At 62.0% G+C, this 25,258-nt stretch carries 18 protein-coding genes; 9 read left to right on the top strand and 9 right to left on the bottom strand.

The features are described 5' to 3' along the window. Positions 1–12 precede the first annotated feature (12 nt). The 3 genes from P9217_RS02455 to P9217_RS02445 all read right to left on the bottom strand — a co-directional run bounded on the left by P9217_RS02455 (position 13) and on the right by P9217_RS02445 (position 7,175). A complete protein-coding gene (locus tag P9217_RS02455) occupies positions 13–2,241 on the bottom strand; it encodes a type I secretion system permease/ATPase (protein ID WP_278086728.1) in 2,229 nt (742 codons plus the stop codon). Between the two features lie 848 nt (positions 2,242–3,089). Continuing rightward, positions 3,090–5,138, bottom strand: coding sequence for a type I secretion protein (locus P9217_RS02450; RefSeq protein WP_278086729.1), 2,049 nt, complete (start codon positions 5,136–5,138; stop codon positions 3,090–3,092). Between the two features lie 132 nt (positions 5,139–5,270). Continuing rightward, positions 5,271–7,175 (bottom strand): hypothetical protein, encoded by a 1,905-nt coding sequence (locus P9217_RS02445; protein WP_095784224.1) that lies wholly within the window; start codon positions 7,173–7,175, stop codon positions 5,271–5,273. Between the two features lie 602 nt (positions 7,176–7,777). On the opposite strand from P9217_RS02445, the gene P9217_RS02440 reads away from it, so the two are divergent. Together P9217_RS02440 and P9217_RS02435 are read left to right on the top strand one after the other, a co-directional pair. After that, positions 7,778–8,566, top strand: a complete 789-nt coding sequence (locus P9217_RS02440) for a response regulator transcription factor (protein ID WP_245433401.1) — start codon at positions 7,778–7,780, stop codon at positions 8,564–8,566. Positions 8,567–8,573: 7 nt separating this feature from the next. After that, positions 8,574–9,056 (top strand): hypothetical protein, encoded by a 483-nt coding sequence (locus P9217_RS02435; RefSeq protein WP_067001392.1) that lies wholly within the window; start codon positions 8,574–8,576, stop codon positions 9,054–9,056. Between the two features lie 140 nt (positions 9,057–9,196). Here P9217_RS02435 and P9217_RS02430 read toward each other — a convergent pair whose 3' ends face one another. Next, entirely contained in the window at positions 9,197–10,819 is a 1,623-nt protein-coding gene (locus P9217_RS02430) for a GNAT family N-acetyltransferase (RefSeq protein WP_278086963.1), read from the bottom strand. 213 nt (positions 10,820–11,032) lie between these two features. Then, positions 11,033–11,536, bottom strand: a complete 504-nt coding sequence (locus tag P9217_RS02425; protein ID WP_278086964.1) for a transglutaminase-like cysteine peptidase — start codon at positions 11,534–11,536, stop codon at positions 11,033–11,035. A gap of 365 nt (positions 11,537–11,901) precedes the next feature. Here P9217_RS02425 and P9217_RS02420 point away from each other — a divergent pair, with 365 nt between their 5' ends. After that, positions 11,902–12,420: a hypothetical protein gene (locus P9217_RS02420; protein ID WP_278086731.1), complete on the top strand. Its 519-nt coding sequence runs from the start codon at positions 11,902–11,904 to the stop codon at positions 12,418–12,420. A 415-nt stretch (positions 12,421–12,835) separates the two neighbouring features. Next, positions 12,836–13,084: a hypothetical protein gene (locus P9217_RS02415; protein ID WP_278086732.1), complete on the top strand. Its 249-nt coding sequence runs from the start codon at positions 12,836–12,838 to the stop codon at positions 13,082–13,084. 56 nt (positions 13,085–13,140) lie between these two features. Here P9217_RS02415 and P9217_RS02410 read toward each other — a convergent pair whose 3' ends face one another. Continuing rightward, entirely contained in the window at positions 13,141–13,317 is a 177-nt protein-coding gene (locus tag P9217_RS02410; RefSeq protein ID WP_278086733.1) for a hypothetical protein, read from the bottom strand. Between the two features lie 814 nt (positions 13,318–14,131). On the opposite strand from P9217_RS02410, the gene P9217_RS02405 reads away from it, so the two are divergent. Continuing rightward, positions 14,132–14,395: a hypothetical protein gene (locus P9217_RS02405; protein ID WP_095802875.1), complete on the top strand. Its 264-nt coding sequence runs from the start codon at positions 14,132–14,134 to the stop codon at positions 14,393–14,395. 112 nt (positions 14,396–14,507) lie between these two features. On the opposite strand, the gene P9217_RS02400 is transcribed toward P9217_RS02405, so the two are convergent. Beyond that, positions 14,508–15,479, bottom strand: coding sequence for a hypothetical protein (locus P9217_RS02400; protein ID WP_278086734.1), 972 nt, complete (start codon positions 15,477–15,479; stop codon positions 14,508–14,510). A 132-nt stretch (positions 15,480–15,611) separates the two neighbouring features. On the opposite strand from P9217_RS02400, the gene P9217_RS02395 reads away from it, so the two are divergent. Beyond that, positions 15,612–16,340 carry a glycosyltransferase family 25 protein gene (locus tag P9217_RS02395; protein ID WP_095802874.1) on the top strand — a complete coding sequence of 243 codons (729 nt, stop codon included), beginning with the start codon at positions 15,612–15,614 and terminating at the stop codon, positions 16,338–16,340. Between the two features lie 59 nt (positions 16,341–16,399). Here P9217_RS02395 and P9217_RS02390 read toward each other — a convergent pair whose 3' ends face one another. Together P9217_RS02390 and P9217_RS02385 are read right to left on the bottom strand one after the other, a co-directional pair. After that, positions 16,400–17,503 carry a glycosyltransferase gene (locus P9217_RS02390; protein WP_067330623.1) on the bottom strand — a complete coding sequence of 368 codons (1,104 nt, stop codon included), beginning with the start codon at positions 17,501–17,503 and terminating at the stop codon, positions 16,400–16,402. Between the two features lie 90 nt (positions 17,504–17,593). Continuing rightward, on the bottom strand, positions 17,594–20,878 hold the full coding sequence (locus P9217_RS02385) for a glycosyltransferase (protein WP_278086735.1): 3,285 nt from the start codon (positions 20,876–20,878) through the stop codon (positions 17,594–17,596). Between the two features lie 24 nt (positions 20,879–20,902). On the opposite strand from P9217_RS02385, the gene P9217_RS02380 reads away from it, so the two are divergent. The 3 genes from P9217_RS02380 to P9217_RS02370 form a co-directional block, all read left to right on the top strand. Then, the gene (locus tag P9217_RS02380) at positions 20,903–21,349 is read left to right on the top strand and encodes a hypothetical protein (protein WP_278086736.1); all 447 of its coding nucleotides are present in this window, start codon (positions 20,903–20,905) and stop codon (positions 21,347–21,349) included. A 1,079-nt stretch (positions 21,350–22,428) separates the two neighbouring features. Then, a complete protein-coding gene (locus tag P9217_RS02375; RefSeq protein WP_095826372.1) occupies positions 22,429–22,746 on the top strand; it encodes a hypothetical protein in 318 nt (105 codons plus the stop codon). A gap of 92 nt (positions 22,747–22,838) precedes the next feature. Continuing rightward, positions 22,839–25,258, top strand: a 2,420-nt coding sequence (locus P9217_RS02370) for a DUF4347 domain-containing protein (RefSeq protein WP_278088285.1), incomplete at its 3' end; no start/stop codon positions are given.

Genomic DNA, 25,258 nt, shown 5'->3' with positions numbered 1-25,258 from the left:
TTTGCGGCCCCGCTACTGGATCTGATGGCCGAACGAGCCGCCTTCGATGCTCAAGCCCCGGTTTGCAAGGGCCTGCAGCACTTCCTGTCGCATGCCGAACAGGGCGACGGTGCCGTTGACGAGCAGCAGTATCTTGTCGACGCTCTTCAGCAGCGATGGCCGCTGGGTGATGGTGATCACCGTTATCTTGTTTTCCTTGGCGTGCTGGAGGGCTCGTTCCAGTGCCGCGTCTCCGGCCGAATCCAGATTCGAATTCGGCTCATCGAGCACCACCAGGCGGGGATTGCCGAAGAACGCGCGCGCAAGCGCGACGCGCTGCTTCTGCCCGCCGGAAAGCGGCGCTCCGTCGGCGGCGACGAAGGTCTCGTAGCCGTGGGGCAAGGTCGAGATCATCTCATGAACGTCGGCCAGCGCCGCCGCTTGGTAGATCTCGGCGTCGGTCGCATCGTCACGCATACGGGCGATGTTGGCCTTGATCGACGCCGGGAACAGCTGAACATCCTGGGGCAGATAGCCGATATTCTCGCCGAATTGGCGTGGATCCCAGTTGCGAAGATCCATCAGATCCAGCCGTACGTTGCCTGACGTCGGCAGGATCGACCCGACCAGCATCTTGCCCAAGGTCGTCTTGCCGGCGCCCGAATTGCCGATGATGGCCAGCGAATCGCCCGGCGAGAGCGCGAACGAGATGCCGTTCAGCACAACCCGCTTCGTTCCCTGGGGCACGAACAGGAGCCGTTCGACGTCGAGGCGGCCCTCTGGACGCGGCAGGTTCAGCCGCTCGAAATTGAGCGGCGACGATTGCAGCAGCGATGCGATCCGGCCATAGGCGGCGCGGGCATGCACGACGTGGTTCCAGCCCTCGATGGCGCCTTCGATCGGGCCGAGCGCCCGGCCGGCGATGATCGATGCGGCGATGACCATGCCGCCGGTGAGATGCCCTTCGATCGCCAAATGAGCGCCCCAGCCAAGCATCGTCACCTGGGTCAGCAGCCGAACGGCCTTCGACATGGAGGCAAAGACGATGTTGCGGTCTTGCGCGATCACCTGCGCCCTGAGCGAGTTTGCGGTGTCCTTGCCCCAGATCTTCACGGCCTCGGGGATCATGGCCAGCGCGTTGATGATCTGCGAGTTGCGCGACATCGAATCGAGATGGATGTTGGCCTTGCTCTGGTGCGCGTTCGCCTCGCCGAAGGTCGCGGCCGTCGCGCGCTGGTTGAGAAGCGTGATGATCAACAGCAGCACCGCCGAGGTCATGACGATGAAGCCCTGATGCGGGTGGATCAGAAACACCACCAGCACCATCAATGGAGCCATCGGCGCATCGAGGAACGACAGCAGCGTGCCGGAGGTCAGGAAGGTCCTCAGTTGCTGCAGGTCGCCCAGGACCTGGTACTCCTTGCCGTTGCTGTGAAGCGAGGCTCTGGCAGCCGCGCTGAGGATCGGCGCACCCAATTGGGCCGCCATCTCGACGGCCGTGCGCATCAGGATGAAGCGGCGAAGCGCATCGAACATCGCCTGCAGCATCACCGCGCCGACGATCACCACCGTCAGCATCACCAGCGTGTCGGGGGAACGGCTGGTGAGAACGCGATCCGAGATCTGGAACAGATAGATCGGGATCGCCAGGACCAGTATGTTGCAGGCGACCGTGAACAGCATGACGATCAGCAGGTTTTTCCTGACCGCGCTCAATCCGGCCCTGAGCGAAGCGCCGAAATCGACCGGGCCGAGGCGCTTGTGGAAAGCGCCGCCACCCCCGCCGCCACCACCGCCGCGCCGGCCCTTGTCGTCCACACCTCCTGGGGGAGATCCGCCTTGCTGCGTCTTGATGGGACCAGTGTCGCCTTCGATGGTGATCATGCCGGGCGACTTTGCCGCGTCTTTCATCTCGGTTACCGACGGCTTGGCTGGTTCGTCGGGCGCGACCTTGGCCTGCGGTTCGGCCGGCCGCTGGGCCGCAGGCTGTGGCCTCGGCGGCGCTGCATTGGCCTGGATATTCTGCCTTTCGGTCGCTGGCATTGGCTTGAGCGTGGGTTCGGCCGGCCGTTGGGCCGCTGGCTGTGGCCTCGGCGGCGCTGCATTGGCCTGGATATTCTGCCTTTCGGCCGCTGGCATCGGCTTGGGCGTGGGTTCGGCTGGCCGTTGGGGCACAGGCTGTGGCCTCGGCGACGCCGCGTCCGCCGGGACATTCAGTTTGTCGATCGTCGGCGCTGTCGTCGCGGGAGGCTCGGTGGCCACCGGCTCACCTTTTGCAACGGCGGCTGAAGGCGGAGCAGCAGGTTTCTTGGCCGTCAAAGCTGGCCCCTGCCACTCGGCCGGTCGCGTCTGGAATGTTGGCGTTGGCGGCAGCGGCTCAGGTGCGACAGTCGAACGCGCCCGTGTGGTGCCGGGGATGGAACTTTGACTTGGCTGCGGAGCCGGCTCCGGCTTGCACAGTTGTCGCTGCGCCATGAAGTTCGGTATGTCAACGGCGGCTACGGGTGCTGGGGAAGAAGCCGGAGGATGCACTGCATTGGCGCGCATCTCGTTGGGCAGGTTCGGTGGCCCGCCTGTCGTTTGCAGAACTGGATTTGCTCTTTCCTCGGTTCGCCCCTCCTGCAAGGCGGGTGCGATTTTGATGGGGCCGGCCGCGGCCGCCTTCGCTTCGCTGACCTGTGGATTCGTCGTTGTGGGAGGCGTGACGATTTGCCTGACCACGCCGCCCCCGTCCGCCTGCCCAGCCGGGCTGGTCGATGCAGGGGTTCTCGCTGGCTGGTGCGCAGGCAGGGGCGCTGTGGCCTGCTCTGGTTTCGGCTGACTGGTTACTGCGCTCCGGCCGTCGACCTGCGGCAAAGGTCGGTCCTGACCGGCCTTTACCTCGCGATGGGGGACTGCATCGTAAAACTGGCCGACGGCATTGTCGATTGTCTTGATGGTCCGGTCGATCGCCTGCTCATGCTGCCGCAGGGCGTTCGAAAGCGTCTTGCGAGGCACCGCGGAACTCGACGATCCCTGGTCGTCCTCCTGCATCGCCGCCTCTAGGTCTTCGGCAAACGTGTCCCAAGGCAGGTCGCGATCATCGGTCATTGTATCCCCCGGTTCCCGGATCAGCCCAATATTGTTTGCACGCCGTCCGCCTGAACATGATCCGGCGTCGGGACTATCAAATGGTCCATCTGCGTGTCGTCGGCGCCCGCATCGTCGGCCAGGAACGCGATCGCTTCGTTGACCAGCGCGTCCGGATTCTGTCCGCCGAGTTCAGGATCGCTCGAGATGATGTCGGCCTGGATCAGGATCTCCTGCGAATAGTGCTCGCCGCCGACATAGGTCTTGTCGGTTCCGTCGACGTCGATGATCCCCGCGAAGTTCGCCACCTGATTACCGCCGGTGGTGACAGTCCATTCCGCCTCGGGATGGGCGACGAACTGGTTCATCGCCAAGGCAACCTGATCGCTGTCGCCCAGCACGTTCGTTTGCGACACATACTGCACGTTGAGCAGGTCGCCGGAGATGTAGAGAACCCGCAAGGCGCCGATACCGGCGAAGGCTGGGTCGTTCAGTATGTCGCCAGGGCCGGCGTCCTTGCCGGCCGCGAAGTCCTGGGCCGCTTGAAGATAGGACGTCGGCAAGGCCTCATAGTGGTTCTGGCCGCCGACATTGATGATCGTCGCATCGTTCCAGAGCAGGTTGCCGGCGGTCGAGTAGGAGCCTTCTCCGGAAGTCTGGAAACCATCGACCGCGCCGATGAGATCGTTGTCGATCAGGAAATTCATCTGCTGGATGATGTTGGCGTCGTAGATGTTTCCGCCGATGATGATCAGGTCGTAGTAGTGACCGAGCTCGTTCAGCGACACGTCGTTGATCGCCGTGTTGTCGCCGGTGCTCACGCTGGTCCTGACACCCGACGAGGACATAACCGTGGTGTCGTTGTCGGTCATGAAGCAGTACTGCTGGATCCAGTTCGTGATGATGAGGTCGCCGGTGACCTGCGTCACCACCCAGGCGGCGGGGAAACCGTCCGCTGCGGTTGGTGCCACGCTGCCGGACGACGGGTCGATGTGCTTGAACGCGGCGATGTTGAAGGCCTCGTCGGGGGCGTTGCCCAGCTTCCACCCATTCAGGGAGGAGCTTACGATATCCGTGTCGCAGCGTGCGTTGATCTGGATGATGGCATTGATTTCATAGCTGTTGCCGACAGTGGCGACGACCGATGTCGTCGTCCAGTTGTTGGTCAGCACGGCCGAATTGATCAGCGTGTTAGTGCCGGTGTCCAATTCAACGCATGGGCTGAGCAGGCCGTTGCCCCAGCCCGACATGAAGTCGGAGGAATCCGGCGGCGTGTTGTAGTCGTCCTTGTCGGGTCCAGCGCTGGCAACCTCGTCATCCTGGTGCTGTTCCTTGAGGAGATTGATGTAGTCCTCCGCCTTCGGCGCGTCGGCATCGTCGACCAGCTGGCCGTTGACATAGGTTCCCAAGATCGGGCCTGAAGTCGCGTCTGGGTGCAGGACGAAGACGTTCGCTTCGCCGCTCGGGTCCTCGGTGTAGGCCGCGATGCGTTCGCCCATGGTCACCACCGCGGCCGCCATGTCGTCGGGAGTGCCCAGCAACGTCACATCGTCGATCGGCGACACGTCCGCCGCCGCGTTCATCAGCGAGGCCAGATGGCTGCTGTCGTCGACCGCCGCGGGCGTGAAGATCAGCCCATGTCCGCCGGCGCCGACATAGTCGTTGTCGGACAGGCGGATTTCCTGGTTGATGTAGGCTGCGATCGCGCCTGGAGGTTCGATGTTTGGCAGGACCATGCCGCCACCGAAAGCCGGCAGATGCGGCAGATGGAAGTGATGATGGCCGGGGCTCAGATGGCCGTGCTGAACGATTTCGGGCGGCGTGTACCAGAAGCTCGAACTGACCGTGTTCAGCACCAGGTCCGGCTTGACCCCCATATACGGAACGTGTGGATCGAAGTCGTCGAGGGTATAAGGCGCCTTGACGTTGACATTCGTGTTTGGAAGGTCGGGAGTTTCTTCCTTGGTGGCCGCAGCAATTTTGAACTCGTCGTAGGTCTTTAGCTGCCGTGCCTCCTCGACCGAGATCTCGAACATGCCGATGAAATGCGAGATGACCTCGGTCATGTTGTCCAGCTGCATCGTGTACACGGTAGCCTCCGTATCTTGAGATCATTCGCGCTCGGTCGGGGCGGCATGTCTCCCGGATGGAAGGACTGCGCGGAAACTCCGCGCAGTCCCAAGCTGTCTGATTTCGTGACGAAATCAGTCGTGTGACATCGATCAAGTACCGGTATGGTCGCCGGCGTCCTCGCCAGTCAGCGTGTTGTGGTAGTCGCCGCCAACCACGGTCTGGTCGACCAGGTTTTCCTGAAGGTTGGCGCCCATCACGATCTGCTGATTGAAGGCGCTGACGTCGATCAGGCCGTCGGCCGAAGAGTGGCTCGTGCCGGTCACGTAGCCGTCATCGCCATTCTGCGAGCCCCACATCCCAGCGTCGCCGCCGGTGCCGCCGTCACCGTTGAAGGCTTGGCCGCCAGCGCCGCCGGCACCACCGTAGCCGGAAGCGGTGTATCCACCGGTGGCGTCGCCGCCGGTACCGTCAGCCCAGGCGCCGCTCAGCGCATGGCCACCGTCACCACCAAAGGCCGCTGCGAAGCCGCCGAGGCTGTCGCCGCCGTAAGCGTCGCCACTGGTGGCCGCGCCGCCGGTTCCGTCACCGCTGGATCCGTCACCGCCCGTGCCAGCACCGCCCGTGCCGCCGGCGCCGCCGGTGCCGGAGCCCGAGCCCGAGCCCGTACCAGCGCCCCAGCCTGCGCCGAGGGCGTCACCGCCGTACGATTCGGAGTCGCCGCCGTTCGAATTGGCGTTGCCGCCATCCGAATTGGCATTGCCGCCATCAGCGTCGGCGCCGCCGCCGCCACCGCCGCCACCGCCGCCGCCACCACCACCGGTGGCGTCGCCGGCGAGGCTCTTGGCGTCGCCGCCTTCACCGTAGTTCAGCAGCGACAGCTTTCCGTCGACATCGAGGCCATCGCCGCCGTCCGACTTGGCATCGCCGCCGGTCACGTCGCCGCCATCACCGCCATTGCCGCCATTGCCGCCATCGGCCTTGGCATCGCCAGCATCCGCCTTGGCGTCGCCAGCATCCGACTTGGCGTCGCCGCCGTCGTCAGACTTGGCATCGCCGGCTTCCGCAGCGCCGACACCGAGGCCCAGTCCGAGGCCGAAACCGAGGCCGAGGCCATCGCCACCGTTGGCGTTGCCGCCGTCGCCGTAGCCGCCCTTGGCGTCGCCTGTGTCGACTTCGCCGCCCTTGGCGTCGCCGCTATCGCCGTCGCCGGCCTTGGCGTCGCCCGCGTCGGCCTTGTTGTCGCTCTTGGAGTCGCCGCCGATAGCCGCGCTGAGAGCCAGGCCGCCCTTGCCGTCGCCGGCTTCGACGTCGTCGGACTTGGCGTCGCCGCCATTGCCGCCTTCGCCGCCATTGGCCTTGGCGTCGCTGCCGCCGTCCGCGGTCCCACCGCCTGCCGAGATGCCGTCACCGGCTTCGGAGTGGCCGCCCTTGGCGTTCAGATCAAGCTTGAAATCGGCGTCGTTCTTGACGGTCGCGTTGTCGAGCTTGTCGTTGTCATACATATTCAGGGTCTGGTTGATGATCGACGCGGTGTTGGTGCCGGCGCCGGTCATCGAATTGTTCAGGATGTCCTTGAAGGTGACGTCGTCGCCAGGATCATAAGTGACGTTGCCGTCCTTATTGTTGATCATGGTGTCGATCTTCATGTCGTCGTTGGCATAGATATCGGCGAAATCATCGTCGGAATTGCCGAGCTCACCTTCGAGCTTGACGCCAACGTCGACGTCGACGTCGACCTTGGTCTCGTTGACGTTCTTGTTCTCGTTCGAGTTTTCGTTCTTGGACTCGTTCGAGTTTTCGTTCTTGTTCTCGTTCGAGGCCTTGTTCTCGTTTTCGTTCTCGTTCGAGGACTTGTTCTCGTTCGAGTTGTCGTTGTCGCTCTTGTTTTCGTTCTCGTTCGAGGCCTTGTTCTCGTTTTCGTTCTCGTTCTTGGCGTCGTTGGTATTGTAGTTCTTGTTTTCGTTTTCGCCACCGCCGTCACCGATATCGAATTCGCTGTCGACGATCTGCAAACCGAATGCGTTGATGTTGTTCTTGTCGAGGTCGAGAGACATGGTCGTGTCCTCTGTTTGAAGGCCGCGACTGCCGAACCGCATTCTTCTCTTACGCGGCTATGGGCTGTACGCGGACGTTGCGTTTAATGCGGTGAATGGACTGCCGGACCGAGGGGACTGAGGTCCGCAATCCGAATTTCGTCATGACTTGCTTGAGTACCTCCCTTTGACTTCGGGAGAGGCGGCCGTCCCAAGGCAAAACCCGGGGGAGCGCCGGATCACCAAGGATCCGGTCGTTCAAACGGGAGAGTCCTGGATATGCCCCAATCCCACATGGAACCCGGGAAAGTCTGGAACCAGAGGGCGGTGATTGTAAGCTGACAGTTCGGGCTAGCCCGTTCGGCTGGACCGCTGCCCAGACGTGCTCCGGCCGCGCGAATGCCGATATTCCTGCCCGGATCAGGTGAAGGCGACTCTGTCGAACGTCTCCGGTCGGCAGCGATGACGGAGAAATTAGCTATAGCTCATCCGAACTATATCAGTCCGGTCTAATTTGGTGTATAAGTCGTTAAGGCTAGCTGTTTGCGGGGTGGCGGCCCCCGAAAATTTGAAGAAGGGAAATAATTAAACCGACAGTATTCGTCTAGGGTGGGGTGGCAACCATGTCCAGAGTTAACGTGCGCAGCACCGTAGGTAGCGGTGCCGGAGAGAGTTGGGCGGCGCGTAGAATTATCCTGACTGTTTCCTCTACTGATAGCTTTCCAGAATGTCTAGTATACGCCATCGAGAGGGAATTTCCCTCGATAGTCGTCGAGCAGGCTACAAGCATCGAAGCGGCCTGCGCGCCGTTCGAGCATCCCGTCTGTCTGGTCCTTATCGACACCGAGCTCCTGCATAAGATCGACGGCTATGCCGCCGAACTGATGCGGCATCATCCGGCGGCGCCGATCGTCCTGGTGCAGCACGACAGCCGAGCTTCCGTCTCAATGCACGACGTTCTCGATCTAAAGATCGTGCGCAGCGTCCTGCCCATGGATTTGAAGCTGGACGTCTGGCTTTCGGTCATCCGGCTTATGCTTCGCGGCGGCGAATATTTCCCCTTGGCGATGTTCCAGTCATACGCACGCAGCCTCTCGCAAAAGGCGTCGGATCATTCGACGCCTGCCGAACAACCAAGGCCGGACCGGTCGGGTTTCGAGGAGATGGGCGAACTGACCGACCGTGAGTTCCAGATCCTGGAAATGGTCGCTCGCGGATTGCAGAACAAGATCATAGCCGCGACCCTTCGCTTGTCGGAGCACACGGTCAAGATCCATCTGCACAACATCATAACCAAGCTTGGGGCTCACAACCGGACCGAGGCGGCCGCGGTGTTTCATGCGCGCAAGGATAGCTTTCACGGCGGCTTGGAACGATCCGGTTCGCCACAGTCCGTCCAATCTTCGCCGTGAGCCGATGATGCCTCGGTTTCAGGAGATACTGCTCCTCGTTGGCCAACTGAATTACACATGGACCAACACCGAGAGTCTGCTGATCTATCTGATTGCCGGTCTTGCGAAGGTCGACAAGGAAACGGCGATCATCATCTTCCTGACGCTGAACACGACCCGCGCGCGCATCGAGCTGGTAGAGCGGCTGGCGAAAATCCCGAAGACGCCGGCCGCCTGCCGTCGGGCGGTGCTGACAGTCACCGGCAAGCTCACCCGCCAGGCGAAGTTGCGAAACAAATACAGCCACTGCATCTATTCGTTCGACGAGGCCGGAACCCACGGAAGCACGCAGCTGATGCGCATCGTGGACGGCAAGGACGAGGTCAAATACGGAAAGATCGAAGCGCTCGATGACGAGGAGATGAGAAGAATCCACGGTTCCATCGAGGACATCAGAGAAATAAACAAGGATATCTGGTCGATCGTTATCGACAATTCGTTCCCGAGATAAGCCGCGGCCGCGGATCTCGTCCGGATTGGTTGCTCCCTGCTAATGCATGTCGCCCAGAAATGTGCGCAGTTCTAGGACGGTCATGCATCAAAACAAAGACTTTGAAGCAGTCGCCGGAATCCATTTCAGCGCGACGCGCTTCAAGCAACCGAGGCAGGGATCCGCCCGATGGCTTTCAGCGCCTCGGTTCGAAGCGCCAGGGCCTGGCTGTGGCCCGGCTCCAGCGCGATGCATTCGTCAAGGCTTGTGAGCGCGTCCTTTATTCGGTCGAGCTTCATCAGCGCCAGGCCGCGATTGTAGTGCGCGGCAGCGATGTTCGGATTGATCTCGATCGCCTGGCCGACCTGCCGCTCCGCGTCGCCATAACGGTGCTGCTGCAGGCAAATCACGCCAAGGAGGTAGCGCACATCAAAGCGCCCGGGTTCGACGTCCAAGATCTCGCGATAGATCTTTTCCGCCGCGGCCAGGTTTCCGGCCTGGTGCAAACGGGCGGCAACGCTGAGCTTTTGCGGCAGAAGAGCCTGTCGCGCGGCATCCAGTTGTCGAAGCAGCGATAGCGCCTCGGCATGGGCCGGATCGGCAGCCAGGATCTGCCGGCAACCACGCAGAGCCGCTTCAAGATCGCCGGCCTGATGAAGCGCTTTGGCGCGCGCGAGCACGACCGGCAGGCTCCGGCTCTCCAGGCGGTCGCGCAGATTGCGGCGGCTGGCCGTGCTGACGAGAAGGCATTCGACTCGGCGCTCGAGCCCGCCGAAATCATATTTGTAAGAGAAATCCCCGGTCTGCAGATCATAGACGGCAAAGCCGTTCTGAATGGCCCAGCGTATGCTGTAGAGATGAAGCGCGAAGCCGGGCGCGGGCTTCTTGACCGCGAGATCGCGCCCGTTGAGCATCCCGATCAGTGCCCCGTTCTTCCGGTCGATCAAGGTGGCCTGCACGCCGATCGGGTTGTCGTCCCGCCATAGGACTGGAAGATAGAGAGCATCGTCCTCGAAGGCACAGCGCAGCATGTTACGGAAGTTGTTGATCATCGCCTGCGGCAGGCCAGGGTGATATCGCGCCGCCAGTTTCGCGCCCCACTGGCTTTCCCAGAACCGGAGTAGCGTCTGCAGATCGCGCTCCAGCGTTGCGGCGGTCACGTTGGTGACGCGATACTCGGATGCGTCGTCGATTGCCCTTAGCGTCCGCCGCGCGGTCTTGCGGGTCGCCGCGCCAAGCCGGTCATTGAGAAAGTCTTCCCAGTCGTCCGGCAGGTTCACATAGACATAGATGTCGTGGTCGATGCCGTCGCCGTCGTCGGGACGCCTCATCTTGCCGGTCAGGAATTCCGGCGCGGAAAATTGCTCGAGGAACGTATTCAGCCGCCGCGGCGATGCAAAGATGTTCTCAAGATGCAGCTTGGCCCAGTTCAACCGCTTCGTATGCTCGGCGAAGGCCCGGACAACGGCATCCTGAACGTCCGGTTTGCAAAGGAAGCCGGCATATCCGGCGAAGTAGCCGCCGCCCGTCCGCAATTCGTTTTGGAACGCACCGTCCCTGGCTCGTTCCGTTCGGAGCTGAAGCGGGAAGAAACCGACATAGCCGGCTGAATCGTCTTCCTTGGCGGCCAGGACGAGCCATTGGTAGCGAAGCCGCTTGAACCAGCCCGCCATCCATGGCCACGACATGAAGTAGTGAGCCTCCGGGTCAGCAGCGTAGACCGCATCCCAGTTGTCCCTCAGCTCAACGAGAGCATCGAAACTGTCGATGACATCCACACGCATGGCGTTGCCCTTTGCTCGTGGAGCGTCGGCAATAGTCGATGGTCCTTGTATCGGCCATTCCCCAATCCTTGGACCAAAGCCAAGGAATGCCCCCGATGATGGTTCCATGACGGAACCGGCCGTGCAAGCCGATCAAAGGATTGACGGATCTCTGCGCGGCGCGAAATTGCGCCGGCGGTCAAGGCGCGGCACTGCGCCGACGGGGACAATCGATCAGGAATCGATCCGCAGCCACTTGCCGTTTTCGGACTGGGATTGCCGCGCAAAATAGCGATAGGAAGTCTGCGCCCAGTTCCTGACGGCGTCGGTTCGGTTGTCGAGGATCAGGTCGCCCTTGTCGGTGCGAACGGTAAGCACGGTGTGGCCCGCGCCGCCCGATGTAACGACCGTCAGCAGCAGGGCTGAAGCCGGCCAGCCGCGCTTCATGAACTCGCTCTTCTTCAGGATCGCGAAATCCTCGCAATCGCCGGCGTTTGTCGGTATCCGCCAATCGTCGCCGAGGCCGGCGGAAGGGTCGTCACGTTCGATGATCCTGGCATTGACGGAACTGTTGACCGCCTTCAACTCGGCCATGCGCCTTTCGGTGAGCTTCACCTGCTTGACGTGTCCGCCTGGGCTGCAGAGCCTTGGCTGCCTAGCGCAGAAGCCGCGGGCGGCCGGCGGGGCGAAAGCGTAACCCTTGGTGACCATCATGGACGCAGTGCCGGAAGTCTGCATGGTTTCGCTGCAGCCAGCCATAGCCATGGCTGCGGCAACGAGCGCTGCCAAACGAATCACGTTCCATCCCCTCGGATCGATAGACCGAGATCATCTTCGCCGTTTGGTAAATCAAGACTCGCTATTAGAAGTTTGCACAGATTCTAAAACAATGTATGCTTAACAAATTGTTTCCGATGGTCGGAAACTTTGACATAGCGCCCAGTTTGGGGACGGGAGCGCCTTTTTTCCCTTCTTAGGAGGAAGAAATGCACCTGTACCCAAGGTGCGCGAGCAGCGCTCGCGCAATTCTGCTTGTCTCATCCGCCCTTATGGCGGTGAATTCGACGCTTCCGGCATCGGCACAGAGCAATGTTCGACCGCGCATGACGGCCGCCCAATGCCAGCCGCTGACGGAATCCAACTACGCGCTTTGCTGCATCGCCAGCAACCGCGCAAGCATCCTCACGCGCGCACAAATCGCAATGTGCCCGCCAATCACGACGGCTCTCATCGCTTCCGTCCTTGCCAGCGACGGCGAGGGCGGCGGTTCCGGCGGCGGCAATGGGGGTTCCGGCGGCGGCAATGGGGGTTCCGGCGGCGGCAATGGTGGTTCCGGCGGCGGTGATGGTGGTTCCGGCGGCGGTGATGGTGGCGGTGACTCCGGTGGTGGCGATGGCGGCGGGAGCGGTGGCTCCGGCGGCAGTGGCGGATCCGGTGGCGGCGGCGGATCAGGCGGTTCCGGCGGTGGCAGTGGCTCTGGCGGCGGCTCCGGTGGTTCCGGCGGCAGCGGCGGCTCGGGCGGTTCCGGCGGTTCCGGCGGTAGCGGGGGCTCGGGCGGTTCCGGCGGCTCGGGTGGTTCCGGCGGCAGTGGCGGATCGGGCAGCTCCGGTGGTGGCGGCTAAGTTACGCCCGCGTTCATGTCATGACGAGGTTGGATGGGCGTCCGCCCGGGCGCCCATCCACTTCAGCCCATTCGCCCGTCGATCTGCCCGGGACGCGGCGACATCGAGCCTCGGTCCATTCTGTCCGTGCCTGGAGGAACTTCCAGCGGCGAGCCTCCAGCGCAACAGCGCTGAAAAGCGCCTTCCGGCAAAGCAGAGCGATCCGTGACGTCGCAGGCCTACCTTGCCCGGCCGCCTTCTATTGCGATCACGACTTTCTGGTACAGTACTCCTCAGGAAAAACGTCGTTTCCACGGGAGTTGATTTGCGGTGTGGGATTCCCCGAAATGGGCTTCCCATTTCTGATCAATCGTGATTGATTCTCGGCCACTTGTGTTGCGCAGATCGCCGGAGGGGGCTTGTGCGACTCATATCGATGATGTTCGAACTCGGCGTGATTGTTGGCGGTCCCGGTTTGGAAACCGATGCCAGGTGCCGCGATCTGGCCGCTATGGCTACCATTTCCATCTCTGATCCGGATGAAGCCCGGCGTCTGCAGGATGAACTGGCGCAACAGTTCTCTCTGCTGTCCTACGGCGCTGGTCTCGGCCTCGACATTTCGCCCTACTGGGATGAACTTCTTAGCCTCGTAGAGTCGGTTCGCTGCGCATCTCGCCTGAATTGACCAGGCGATCAAGCCGCTCGCCGCAACGGAACACAGCTACCAATCGACGGCGCTGGCTACGAACGCTGCGGTCTGGCCATCGCAAGGCCCCGTTCCAGCGCCTCCTTGAGGCTCGTGGTATAGTGCGCGGTGTCCTCCAGGCCGCCGAAGAAGTTTATGCGGTGGGCATCGCCTTTCTTGCTTATGACGATTCGAGCTGCACGGAGGGTTTCCTGAACCGACTTGTATGTCATCTCCGATTACCTTGGCCACCCAGAGATTAAGGTTGCATCTTAATGTAACAAAAACGTGTCGCTGACTGTGAAAAAAACAACATAGGCTGCTGCCGGCTAGAGCGCATCGCGGCGAAATGGATCGAGAATTACGCTTTTAAGTCTTTGTTTTGTGCATGTCTTTTCCGAAAAACCGCTGCACAAGTTTGCGCGACATGCATCAAGTCCTTCTTTTGGTGCATGTCCTTCGCCCAACCCACTGCACTTTGGGGAGGCGACATGGTAATCTGATCGAGCTAAAGCCCATTGAGCTAATTGAGCGAGCGGCGAAAAAAGCGCACTGTTCTGTTTGCCGAGCCTCAGCATAAACGCCAGCCGAGATTGCCTCGGATAGTTTGTCGAACCCGATATTCCCTGGTCCGCCTTTTTGCGTCCTTCTAATGGCGGGTTCGCGGGTAAGCCTTACGTCTTCGTTTCGGGGGAGAAAATGGAAAAGCGAAACGAACGGCGTACTGCGGCAGGAATCGGTGCAGAAAGGCCCACGCAAAGTCCCCACAACTTCGTCAGTCGCTCACTCCCCGGCGGGTGTGTACGCGCTGGCGACCTTGTTTGATATCGCCACCCCGCCGGACATCCGCTCGCCTTCCAACTCGGAATTCTCCTAGGAACACGTCATCCTCCAAGCTTTCGACCTGACGTTCCAGCGTCTTCCGTTACCGAGCTGCTCGAATGAGAAACTCGGTGCTGCGTCGAAATTGGTACAGATGGCGGTACTTGCTCGATTGCTAAAATAGTGAAATTTTCGCCTCGAGTGCCTGGAAGCAGGATTGGGGAGATGTACTTTCCTCAGTTTCTGGTCGGAATGCTGATCACGTCGAGCGTAGTCGGAACCTGGGCCTATGAGGCCACGGGGTCCGTCTGGATGAGCATTGCCTGGAGCCTCCTAGCCGCGCTTCTGTTGCAGGTCGGCTATCTCGCGATTGTGTTCAGGCTTGTATATGGTCGGCGACACTCCGAGCCGAAGGCGAAGGAGACCGATCCGGACGCTGCCAAGCAACAATCCCTTCCACATCAGCCACGACATACGGACGGCCGCTGACCAACTGCCGGCTTGGGCGTTCTGGACCCTGTTTTGTTGGAAACCCGTAGCGTCCGCGCAGGCCCCCGTATGTGTCCGATCACAAGATTCCCGCCACATTGCCGAGCTTTGGTTAGCGTCGCTCCCGGGTAACATGCAACAATTGCTGGAGTCGGACCGGCAGGTGCGGCGAGGCGTGCAATTCGGTACAGCTCTTTTTCCATCGGCGGAGATATTCGGCGATTGGAACCCCGCTGCGGCCAGGCCAGCGGTTGAGCGCGCCCAGCGCCTCAACGCAATCGGGAACCTGTTCGTATTCTGCGAGAATAGTCGGGCACATTGCTTGCGCGAACGGATTGAGACCTGGAATTTCGATCTCGTTTCGGTGGTCGGCGAACCACGTCGCAGCATTTCGGGTTAGCCCCTGGCTGTCGGCGAGCGCGGTATAGCGTTTGATGACGTTCTCGCGATATTCGGCAATGGCATCGCCGAAAGCGTTGTCACCTGCGAAAGGCGGGTCCTGTTTCCAGTCTTTCGCTAGGCGTCCCAGGCCTCGCAGCGAGAAGGCCTCCACCATGGCTTCCTCCAGCCATTGGCAAGGCGGTGCCGGCTTCGCATCGGCCTGCCAGCTGTTGGCAAGCACATGGCCGAGTTCATGGCCGAACTGGTAGGCAAGCTTCGACCAGTCCCGTTCGCCGATGTCGACAATGATCCAGGCCATACTGCTGCCGTCGGGATGCAGCCAGATCGCCGGCTGTCCGGTGCCATGGCGGTCGACGCGGAGCCTTGCCGGCTGGCGATCAGACAGCAGTCGGATGCCGTCTAGGCAGGCGCGCCGCGCCTTTTCAACGACCTGTTCTGCCGCTTGCGGGAGCATGCGGCCCCAATTGCCCGCGAGTTCGAGTGGGGCGGATAGAAGCGTCGCGGGTGTCTTATTCCGGGGGGATGGCATAGCTGCATAGCCCGGGTCCAGGATGGCCGAAAACTTTGCCATTGCGGTAGCCGATGCTGCCGCAACGATGATGCCAACCGCCAAATCTCGGCGCCTCATAGCCTCTCCAGTTGGCGGACGCAAATCCTCCAAAAGTTCGAATGCCTGGTCCAAGCCGTCTCGCCAGCTACCACCGATCCGGCTAGACTTGAAGTTCTCTCAAGTGGAGGCCGGGGCGCAAGCTGGTTCGCTCGATGCAAAGTGAGTGAATGGACGAACCATCGCCAAAATGGGGCTAAAAGCGTCATGTCGGAGATTTATGTAATCAATCTCGATCGAAGTGTCGGGCGGCTGGATAAATTTCGCAAGTTGAACTCGCACCTGCCGGAAGTCCGGAGGTTCTCCGGATTTGACGGAAAATCCATCGACCGCGACAAGCTGATAGAGCGTAGGGTTATCAGTTCGGATTTGGAGTATGCGCCTGGGAGTCTGGGCTGCGCCATCTCGCACGTGACGCTTTGGAGAGAGGCCGTCGGTCGGCACAAGGTGATAACGGTTGCCGAAGATGATGCGATCTTCTCTCGCGAGTTCGAACGACATACGAACGCGCTCTTGGCGAACATCCCGGCCGATTGGGATTTCATCCTGTGGAGTGCAAGTCTGCGATGCTATGCCTGGCTAGATGCCCTTCCTGGCGGAACCGGTGCCAGGCTGGAGTTCTTTCCGGGCGAAGTCATGACGCATATTGCTGACTTCCAGGAGGCGGAAATCGAACCTGCTCTGCTTCGAGCGCGCTATCTGCTCGGCACGGTTTGTTACTCCGTCTCGCCACGTGGCGCGCGCGCGCTGTTGGAGTGGTGCCTTCCGATACGGCCGATGATCGTGGATTTTGCAGGCTTCGGCCTAAGGCTGAACAATGCAGGCATCGATTGCATCATGGCGGGCGTGATGCCCTCGCTCAAAGCCTATGTGTGCTTGCCACCGCTTGTCATCAGTGACGAACGGCCGGAGGAATCGGTACGGATCAATACGTGAGCGACAGGCTGGCGTTGACCGCAGTCGGCCAGTCCGTCCCATCAGGCAACCGATAGCCTTCACCGAACACCTTCTTCGCCGAGCGGCGCTGCTCGATCTTCGTGCCGGCGCCGAATGAAGAAATCGAGGTTGTTCCTGAGACGCTCATTGCCCGGGTCAAGCTCGAGCGCCATCTGCCCCCATTCCACAGCACGGTCCATCGCATTCAGGTGCCATGAGGCGATGGCGCCCAGATCAAACAGCCGAAAGCCCCAGCAGTTCGGGTCATCGAGATAGCTTCCGGTGCGACGGGTGTTTTCGATTCCGTTGCTGCACGCCCAGAACAGATTCAACCAGTCGGCCCTGCCGTGGAGTTCCTCCGCAAGGTCGGCCCAGATCTCGCGCCGATGCGGCGCTTCCATTCGCGCTTTGTCCAACCACACCAATCTCTGGTCCGGCATCATGCGTGCGATGTAGCGCATCGCTTCTGACCGTTCCTCGCCCCAGGTGCTTGTCGGCAAGCCAAGGTAGCGCTCAAGCAATTGAACGGCCTCGTCGGGCCGGTTGGCCCACATCAGGTCCCGCCCGAGCCAGAAACACATCTGTGCGTCGTCGGGATCTTCCTTGTAGGCAACCTCCATCAGAGGCAGGTAGCTGCTCCTGGTTGGCTTGGCCAGGTCCTGCACCTCGAACATGACCAGGTCGTTGCTGGTCGTGACCACCTCCCTTTCTCCGGTGAAGACGAGGGCCTCATGGACGGGGCGCTTGAAGCGATATCCCCAGCGATGGTGAAAATTCTTGGTGGCCCATTGCCGCAACGGTCTGGGGTCGTCGACACTCGCTCTATAGATCGTCTGGCAATAGAGGGCTGTCGTTTCGGGTCTCCAGGCCGCCTCCAGCTTGGGGCGCCAGCCGGGCTCGAGGAAACGGTCCATGTCCATCGTGCAGCACACGTCGACGTCGGCGGGGATGAGTGCCAGGGCGGCATTTCGGGCGTCATCGAAGCGCCATGGGCGGACCGCGATCCGGTGCACGGTAACGCCGGCGTTGATCAGTCGGGATACCGTGTCGTCGGTGCTGCCGGTGTCGGCGACTATCCGATAGTCGGCGCCGACGGCCGAATTTGCCCACCTCTCGACATGTGCGGCTTCGTTCAACGCGATGGTGTAGACCGCGATCTTCAAGGAAGGGGTCCGCGATTGGACGCAGTCGCTAAGCGACCTCCCGCTGAACGGCTGGACTCGCCCGAACCCGACCGCACCGCCCTGTGACGCTCATCGAACAAGGCCGACGCCTCCGCGCTTGCGGATCGCCACTAGCCCTCCGAGCAATTTTGCCTGGCTAAGCTCGAAGTGGCTGTCGAAGAACCGGATTTCGGCAAACTGATCGGCAAGGTCGCTGATACCGACCGGGTCGATTGATCGGGCCGTGCCGTGCTGTTGGATTTCTCGCAAGAGATGCTTGGTGAGTGTGATTTCACCGGGATTTTCGCCTGTTGGCTGCCAGTCGAGGTCTTCGATGAAATACCATCCACCCTCTGCGAGCAGCGGGAAGAATTCGCGCAGCGTCAGTTGCTCGTCGAACGAGGCGTGGCTGCCGTCGTCGATAATCACGTCAAGCGAGCCCGGTTCCAGCTTCGCCGCGACGGAGCGCAGATCCTCCAGCTTGGATTGATCGCAAACGAAAGACTTGAACCTCTCATTGTTGAACTGAGAAAAATCCGTCAGGTCGACACCGATCACCTCGGCGTAAGGAAAATAGGACTGCCAGAGCGCGACCGAGGGCGTCTCGGACTGGTCGCCTTCCGCCGCGATGCGACAGAGGCCGATCTCTAATAGCCTCCGCATGGAAAGTCTCCGGCTCGACAGCAGCCGCTCGTAGACGCGTGCGTAAGCATGCCGGTTGCCGGTATGGCGGTTCTTGTCGGTGTTGAAGCGATCAGCAAGATCGATGAGTGTGGGAAAGCTCCGCAGCGGCTCGACCAGCAAGGAGATGAGCGGCGCTCCTTCCCCGCCCGAGCGAGCCTCATTTCGTGCCGTCCACAGGTGTGTTCCGAAGACACGCTCATCATTCAGGTAGACAGCCACATCGGCGAGCGGCTTTTCGAACTCGCCTATCTCGGTCCAATCGATCGCGTTAAAGAACATTGGCCCGAAGACCCAATCGCGCAGCTCGGCGCCTTGATCCGAAGCGATGTAGTCGGAGAGCAGTTTCGGGCCGATCTCGCCGAACCCCTTGCCGCTTGCACCGAAGAAGCGCTCGATTGACATCTCGTAGAGCGCTCTCAAATGGGGGCTGAAGGCTTCGGCATAGATGACGTTGCCGCAGACGAAGTGGCCTTGGTGCCCGCCGCGCCATTGCAGATTGAAAAAGTAATCGCCGCGGAACGGAAACGGTCGCAGCATGACCACGTCGCAATCCATCCACAACCCGCCATGTTCGTAAAGCACGGCGTAGCGAAAGGCGTCGCTGAAATAGCGGATCTCGGAGCCGGCGACCATTCGCTCGAACAAGCTGCGCGGCATCACGTCATCCGCGGCGCGGACCTCGACGCCGAGCGGCACGAGGAATTCAAGCTTGTTCGGCGAGTAGCTCCAGACCCTCACGGGATGGCCTGCCGCGCGCATCGACGTGGTGGCGGCAATCAAGGTCAGATGCTTCGCAGTGTCGGAAAGCACCTCGTAAAAGCAGTGGATCTGAGGCAGCGCGGCATCTCCCCTGTCCAGGAAGGGGGCTATCCGGCTATCGAACGCCCAGGATTGATCGCGACGCTCATGCGGCGAGTCTGCGAAGCGAAGGAACGGCGCCAGCTCGAGCAGGACCTCCTCTGTGCCTTTCGCATTGCCGGAGAGGACAATCCTGCTCGCCTCCTTCGGGAGTCCGCTGTCAGGCCGGGTTTGTTGATGGAGGTCGCCGGGTTCTTTGCGCTGCTGAGCCGCCGCAATTTGTATGGTCGCACCGTCCGGCGACGCCGCAAGTGAGCTCCAGAATGCCTCGCTTGCAGACAAAGAGTCGGTCCTTTCCAGCTGCGCGCTTACCTCCGAGGCATCGACCGCGGCGATCCACGCTTCGCTCTCGGCGACGCCGTACGAAATCAGCAGGCGCTCGTCTTTTGGGTGCCAGGCTAGGCCGGCGGCAAATTCAACCCCCTTTTCATTGAAGAAGAACGGCCGGCTGATCTTTGCCAAGCAGCCTGTTTCGTCCAACCAGACGAAGCGGTGCTGGCAGTATGGCTGAGCCCCGTCCGGCCTTGCCCGCGTCTCGTGCGCGAGTGTCAGCCATCCGCCTTCGAAGGCAATCGCCTGGGTGCCTCCCTTGAGCTGGTCGGCAGCGACGGAAGACGGCTTTTCCGATATCGTCTGCCCTTGATCGCCGACAATGCGGATGGAATCACCCACAGAAACGAACTGCAGCCGCTCCCGGTCGGTGCCGATGCCAGCCGGCTTGACGAGGGGGAGCCAGTTGTTGCCGTTCACCTTCGCACCGATCGGCCGGAGCACGCGCCAGTCGGTCATCCGGTATGGTGCAGGCCCGCCATGGTCGATGCGCGCGATGACTGGTTCGCCTTCTGCGGCCGACGCGCGCATATAGGCGCTGCTCCACAATTGCCCCTCCCAGGCAAACGGACGCATGGCCTCGAGGCCGCAGCCGTAAGCAGGTCGCGGCAAGTCGGTCGGCTGTGAAATCTCGTCGGCCGACGCGATCCCGAATTCGCTGTCGATGCGCAGCAAGAAATTGCGTGTGTGCACCGCCGCTCGATCCGGCGCTCGAGCCCGGAGGTTCTCTTCCGCCTCCGCCAAGGTGATGGCCCCCTGCAGCACTACGATCTGGTTGTCCCAGCGAGCCACGGAGGGGTTTGAGAGCCGATAGCCGTCGGGCGGCACGAAGCCGACCGGTTGAGCAGTGAACGATGGCATCATCGTCTTGGCGGGCTCGATGTAGAAGAACAGGTTGGAGCGCGCCAGATCGCGGGAACCGTCGGCGATGCTGCGGCTCAGCGCCAGCCAATTGCACACTGCGAACCCGCGGTCCTTGCGCAATGGATCGCTGGCGTAGTTTGCCGCGATCGCGTATTCCTCGCGAAGGCCCGTCGTGTAGATGAAATCCTCGAGAAACAGGATGTCTTGCTCCGGTTTCCTGATCGCCAGACCGGCTTCCGAAAACAGCACGCTGGCGTCATTCATCCCCTTCTCGCGATGGAACCGCGCGAGGTCGTAGAGGGGTTCGGTACGTTGCGGGCGCTGATTGAAGGCAGCAAGCGCCTGGCGAATGAAGCCTGCGTCGTCCCCGAGCTTTCTTAGGCAGCGCGCCTCCTGCAGCCGGGCGTTCCATGCTTCCTCGTCCCAGCCGCCCATCGCCGCGCGTTTGGCGTAGGCCACCGCCGCCTCGGCCGTGCGTCCGGCGTCGCGGTAGGACTGCGCCAGGTAAAACCAGTATCGGTGGTTCTCCGGGTCTTTCTCCAGCGCCTCCAGCAGGAGCTTGATGTCGCGCTCGAACTTGTCGACGCGGTTCGATCCGGTGGCGTGGTCCTTGTACCAAACGCCCTGCAGTTCCTTCACGTCGCCGGGAACGTCGAGATATTCATGCGTCACGCCACGGTAGCGGGCGCCGGCATCGCGCCTGACGATGCGGGTGTTCCAATAGGCGAGGTCGGAACCGGATCGCTGGAGCAGCCGATAGCCGGGACAGTCGAGCTGCGCTCGGAAGCCCGCGTCCTCGACGACCAACTCCATGTCGGCGTCGTCAAAAAGCAGATAATCATAGACGAGCGGCGAAGCATACGCATGATCGAGCGCGGCGTTGCGGGCCTGCTCGAAATTTTCGAAAGGGAACTGATGCAACTCGCCGGGCAGGTCGCGATCGGCGAAGAAAGCCCTGATGTAATCCTGGGTCCCGTCGGTCGACCCGGTGTCGCCGATGACCCAGCAGTCGATGTGGTCGACAACCGCCCCCAGACAGCGCTGCAGGTTCGCCATCTCGTTCTTGACGATCATGTTCAGGCAAAGTCGCTTGCCAGTGGTCATCCGTGAAATTGCCATCTCTCGCTCTGACGTTGCGCGACGTTCAAGCAATGCCATTCTCTGCGTGCCGCGGATGAATTCGCGGAGCCGTCTCGAAGCTCCTATTGTCTACTTGTCCCGCCACCGGAGCGGCCAAGGTCCTCAGACGATCTCCGCTCACTTCACCGCCATTTGCCGAGCGACGTCAAGATCGACGAAGCGGTGCTTGGCGTCGACCCCATCGCCACCCCGAAATGGGATAGCGGGAGCTCGATCCCGATCACGTTTCTGGGTTTGACGCAAGTTCCCGGGTGAGGGTTAAGGTATGGATTTCAAAAATATTTTCTAGAGTTGCGGTTTGTAATATTTCCCGACCTAATACTTTAGAGGTAGGCCGGTTTAGTCGCTTCCATAGTTTACAGATCGCTAATTTTCAAATTTACTAATTTGCTGCTGTGAGGGGGGGCCCACAGGTCGTGGGTAGCTGGCATTCTGCGGAAGTCGTAGGGGAGTCAAGCCAGAGGGTTCCGGAGTAGCAAGGCCAAAGTCGCGGACGACTAAGGCACGTGCGTTGGTGAGCGCGCGGCCGAGTGAGCGTTTGTCTTTTTTGTTCGGGTCGAACGGGTTTTTCCACTCCGGAGCTCTCTCGCGAGTTTTCGCCAAGAGATCGGCGTCGGCTGTGACGGGAGTGGATCGTGTATCACGTGATGTCACGTGCGTTTCCCAGGGAGTTTGAAGCCCGCCGCTTCGACAAACTTCAAACCTATCCGCAACTGAGCGGCGCAGCCCGTGCCCATCTATGCGCCGGCGGGAAATTTGTTGCTGCAAGGTGCGGCGGATTGGCTCCCGTGCCCCGCATCCAAACCAAATCTCAACAGAGCTGTTCAAACCGAGTGCCGTCGGCGAACGGCGCCGTCTGCGACTTGTTGCCGGCCGATCGGACCAGGAGTCGTCTGGAGCAAAGGCTGCAGCCCATCACGTCTTCGCGCGCGAGCTTTCGTGCGGCCTTGCGGCCAAGCCCGTCGGGTCGGGGGCAGCACTGCGGTGATTGAAAATCAAGTGTCAAGCAGGAGAAGCCGCGGCATCAGCCGCCGCTAATCGGGGAGTGCATGATGACCTACGCAACTTCGTCTACTGCAATGGACGTGACCGTTAGGGGCGTTTTGCCCATCGGCGACGCGACCGAGCATATAACCTATTTCATTCTGGATGCCGCCAAGAACGCGATCGTCGGCCAGGTCATTCTTCCCGCCGCCGTCAAGCGAAGCCACGCTGTCGCAATAACCGTGAAGGTTCCGAGCACCGCCGGCTCTCTCGCGATCGGGACATTTGACGATGGCGGGAATTTCCAAGCCTCCGGTTTCCTCCGCGTGGAGGCCCCCCTCGTTGGCCGCCCAAGCGGCGCCGTCGGGCCGTCCGGAAGATGACCGCGGCCAAGCGCCGTTTCCGCGCCGCTCGCCGACTAAGCCGGTGGGCGGTTTCCCTTTTGAAATGAATTGGAAGCGAACAGGAGCCAGTCATGGCCCGTGCCTCTGAAATTCTCTTTGTGGATCCTTCGATCTCCGATCTCGAGACTGTTCTGAGCAACGTCCGGCCGGGGGTCCAGGCTATCCTGCTCGATGGCCGTCAAGCGCCGGCGGCGCAGATGGCTGCGGCGCTGAGAGGGCACGAAGAGCTCCGCGCGGTCCACATCATCGCGCACGGCGCACCTGGTCGGGTTGTTTTCGCTTCAGGAGAATGGTCGGTCGGGACGTTGAAGGGGGCGGCTGAGGAATTCGCCGCAATCGGCAGGGCGCTCGCTGCGGACGGTGAACTGCGGCTATGGAGCTGCGAGACGGCGCTGGGAAAGGCGGGCGATGCGTTCGTCGACGCTTTGGAAGCGGCCGTCGGCGTGGATGTCTGCGCGTCCAGTTCGCTTGTCGGTGCGGCAGTCCTGGGCGGTGCGTGGGAACTACCCGCACGTGCGGGCGCGTCGGCGCCCCTGCCGCCGCTGACCCCAGTTGGCGTAGCAAGTTACATCGGGCTCCTGGTGGCGGGTAATCTGACGCTTACCGGCACTGTAGCCGATGGCAACAGTAAAAGCATAAATACGTTTTATCTTATTGATACTACTGCCAATCCAGATACCATTGTTGGAAGTTTCGTTCTTCCTCAGTCGAACAATGGAGTGGCGTTCAATTTTGCAATAACTATTACAGTACCTGATACAACCCATACTTATCAAATTTACACCAGCGGCTTCGAGCTATACGGTACGCTAACGCCTGCCGCCGGTAATACTTACAATTTTGCGACCGACGCTGGTAACAATGGTGACAATGGCGATACATTCAATGGGGGCAGTCTCGCCGTCACGAGTCAAGTAGGCCCGACCGGCCCGGCTGGCGCGACCGGCCCCACGGGTGCGACCGGCGCCACGGGCGCGGGTGCAACGGGCGCGACCGGCGCCACCGGAGCAACAGGCGCCACGGGCGCAACCGGCGCGGGTGCAACAGGCGCGACGGGCGCCACCGGAGCAACGGGCGCCACGGGCGCAACCGGCGCGGGTGCGACGGGCGCCACGGGTGGAACGGGCGCCACCGGAGCAACTGGCGCGACCGGTGCTACAGGTGCGACTGGCGCTACGGGTGATACTGGAGCCACGGGCTCGACTGGCGCGACCGGAGCAACAGGCGCTACCGGCTCCACCGGCGATACAGGTGCAACCGGCGCCACAGGCGCGACTGGCGCCACCGGTGATACCGGCGCCACTGGCGCTACAGGCGGTACGGGTGCGACTGGCGCTACGGGCGCCACCGGCGATACCGGAGCAACCGGCGCCACAGGTGCGACCGGCGCCACCGGCGATACCGGAGCAACGGGCTCGACGGGCGCGACCGGCGCGACCGGAGCTACAGGCGCCACAGGCGCGACTGGCGCCACGGGTGATACCGGAGCAACGGGCGCCACCGGCTCGACAGGTGCAACTGGAGCGACAGGCGCTACCGGCGATACCGGAGCAACAGGCGCGACCGGCTCGACAGGTGCGACCGGAGCAACCGGCGCCACAGGTGCGACTGGCGCCACGGGTGATACCGGAGCAACCGGCTCGACGGGTGCGACCGGAGCAACCGGTGCCACAGGTGCCACAGGTGCGACCGGCGCCACCGGCGATACCGGAGCAACGGGCGCCACCGGCGCGACGGGCGCCACCGGCGCGACGGGCGCGACCGGAGCAACCGGCGCCACAGGTGCGACCGGCGCGACCGGCGATACTGGAGCAACCGGCGCCACTGGCGCGACCGGCTCGACTGGAGCAACGGGTGATACCGGAGCAACGGGTTCGACCGGTGCGACTGGCGCGACCGGAGCAACCGGCGCAACGGGCGATACCGGAGCAACGGGCTCGACAGGCGCGACCGGAGCAACCGGCGCGACAGGCGCGACTGGCGCCACGGGTGATACCGGAGCAACGGGCTCGACTGGCGCAACCGGAGCAACCGGCGCGACAGGCGCGACTGGCGCCACGGGTGATACCGGAGCAACGGGCTCGACTGGAGCAACCGGCGCCACAGGTGCGACCGGCGCTACTGGTGCGACCGGCGCCACGGGTGATACAGGCTCGACTGGAGCAACAGGCGCAACGGGCGATACCGGAGCAACGGGCTCGACGGGCGCGACCGGAGCTACAGGCGCCACCGGCTCGACCGGCGCGACCGGAGCAACCGGTGCCACAGGTGCGACCGGAGCCACGGGTGCGACTGGCGCCACCGGCGATACCGGAGCAACGGGCGCAACCGGCTCGACCGGAGCAACCGGCGCCACAGGTGCGACCGGCGCCACGGGCGATACCGGAGCAACGGGCGCAACCGGAGCAACCGGCGCCACAGGTGCGACCGGAGCCACGGGTGCGACTGGCGCCACCGGCGATACCGGAGCAACGGGCGCAACCGGCTCGAC

The organism is Mesorhizobium sp. WSM4989 (genome assembly GCF_029625795.1).
Taxonomy (GTDB): Bacteria; Pseudomonadota; Alphaproteobacteria; order Rhizobiales; family Rhizobiaceae; genus Mesorhizobium.
The sequence above is the reverse complement of the archived record's forward strand: the minus strand, read 5'-3'. Positions and strand labels throughout refer to the sequence as shown.

What these genes read in the sequence shown, in the direction of transcription:
- P9217_RS02445 (WP_095784224.1), bottom strand. Translation starts at nt 7,175, where the DNA reads ATGTCTCTCGACCTCGACAAGAACAACATCAACGCATTCGGTTTGCAG.
- P9217_RS02440 (WP_245433401.1), top strand. Translation starts at nt 7,778, where the DNA reads ATGTCCAGAGTTAACGTGCGCAGCACCGTAGGTAGCGGTGCCGGAGAG.
- P9217_RS02435 (WP_067001392.1), top strand. Translation starts at nt 8,574, where the DNA reads ATGCCTCGGTTTCAGGAGATACTGCTCCTCGTTGGCCAACTGAATTAC.
- P9217_RS02430 (WP_278086963.1), bottom strand. Translation starts at nt 10,819, where the DNA reads ATGCGTGTGGATGTCATCGACAGTTTCGATGCTCTCGTTGAGCTGAGG.
- P9217_RS02425 (WP_278086964.1), bottom strand. Translation starts at nt 11,536, where the DNA reads ATGCAGACTTCCGGCACTGCGTCCATGATGGTCACCAAGGGTTACGCT.
- P9217_RS02420 (WP_278086731.1), top strand. Translation starts at nt 11,902, where the DNA reads ATGACGGCCGCCCAATGCCAGCCGCTGACGGAATCCAACTACGCGCTT.
- P9217_RS02415 (WP_278086732.1), top strand. Translation starts at nt 12,836, where the DNA reads ATGATGTTCGAACTCGGCGTGATTGTTGGCGGTCCCGGTTTGGAAACC.
- P9217_RS02410 (WP_278086733.1), bottom strand. Translation starts at nt 13,317, where the DNA reads ATGACATACAAGTCGGTTCAGGAAACCCTCCGTGCAGCTCGAATCGTC.
- P9217_RS02405 (WP_095802875.1), top strand. Translation starts at nt 14,132, where the DNA reads ATGTACTTTCCTCAGTTTCTGGTCGGAATGCTGATCACGTCGAGCGTA.
- P9217_RS02395 (WP_095802874.1), top strand. Translation starts at nt 15,612, where the DNA reads ATGTCGGAGATTTATGTAATCAATCTCGATCGAAGTGTCGGGCGGCTG.
- P9217_RS02380 (WP_278086736.1), top strand. Translation starts at nt 20,903, where the DNA reads ATGCGTCACGCCACGGTAGCGGGCGCCGGCATCGCGCCTGACGATGCG.
- P9217_RS02375 (WP_095826372.1), top strand. Translation starts at nt 22,429, where the DNA reads ATGATGACCTACGCAACTTCGTCTACTGCAATGGACGTGACCGTTAGG.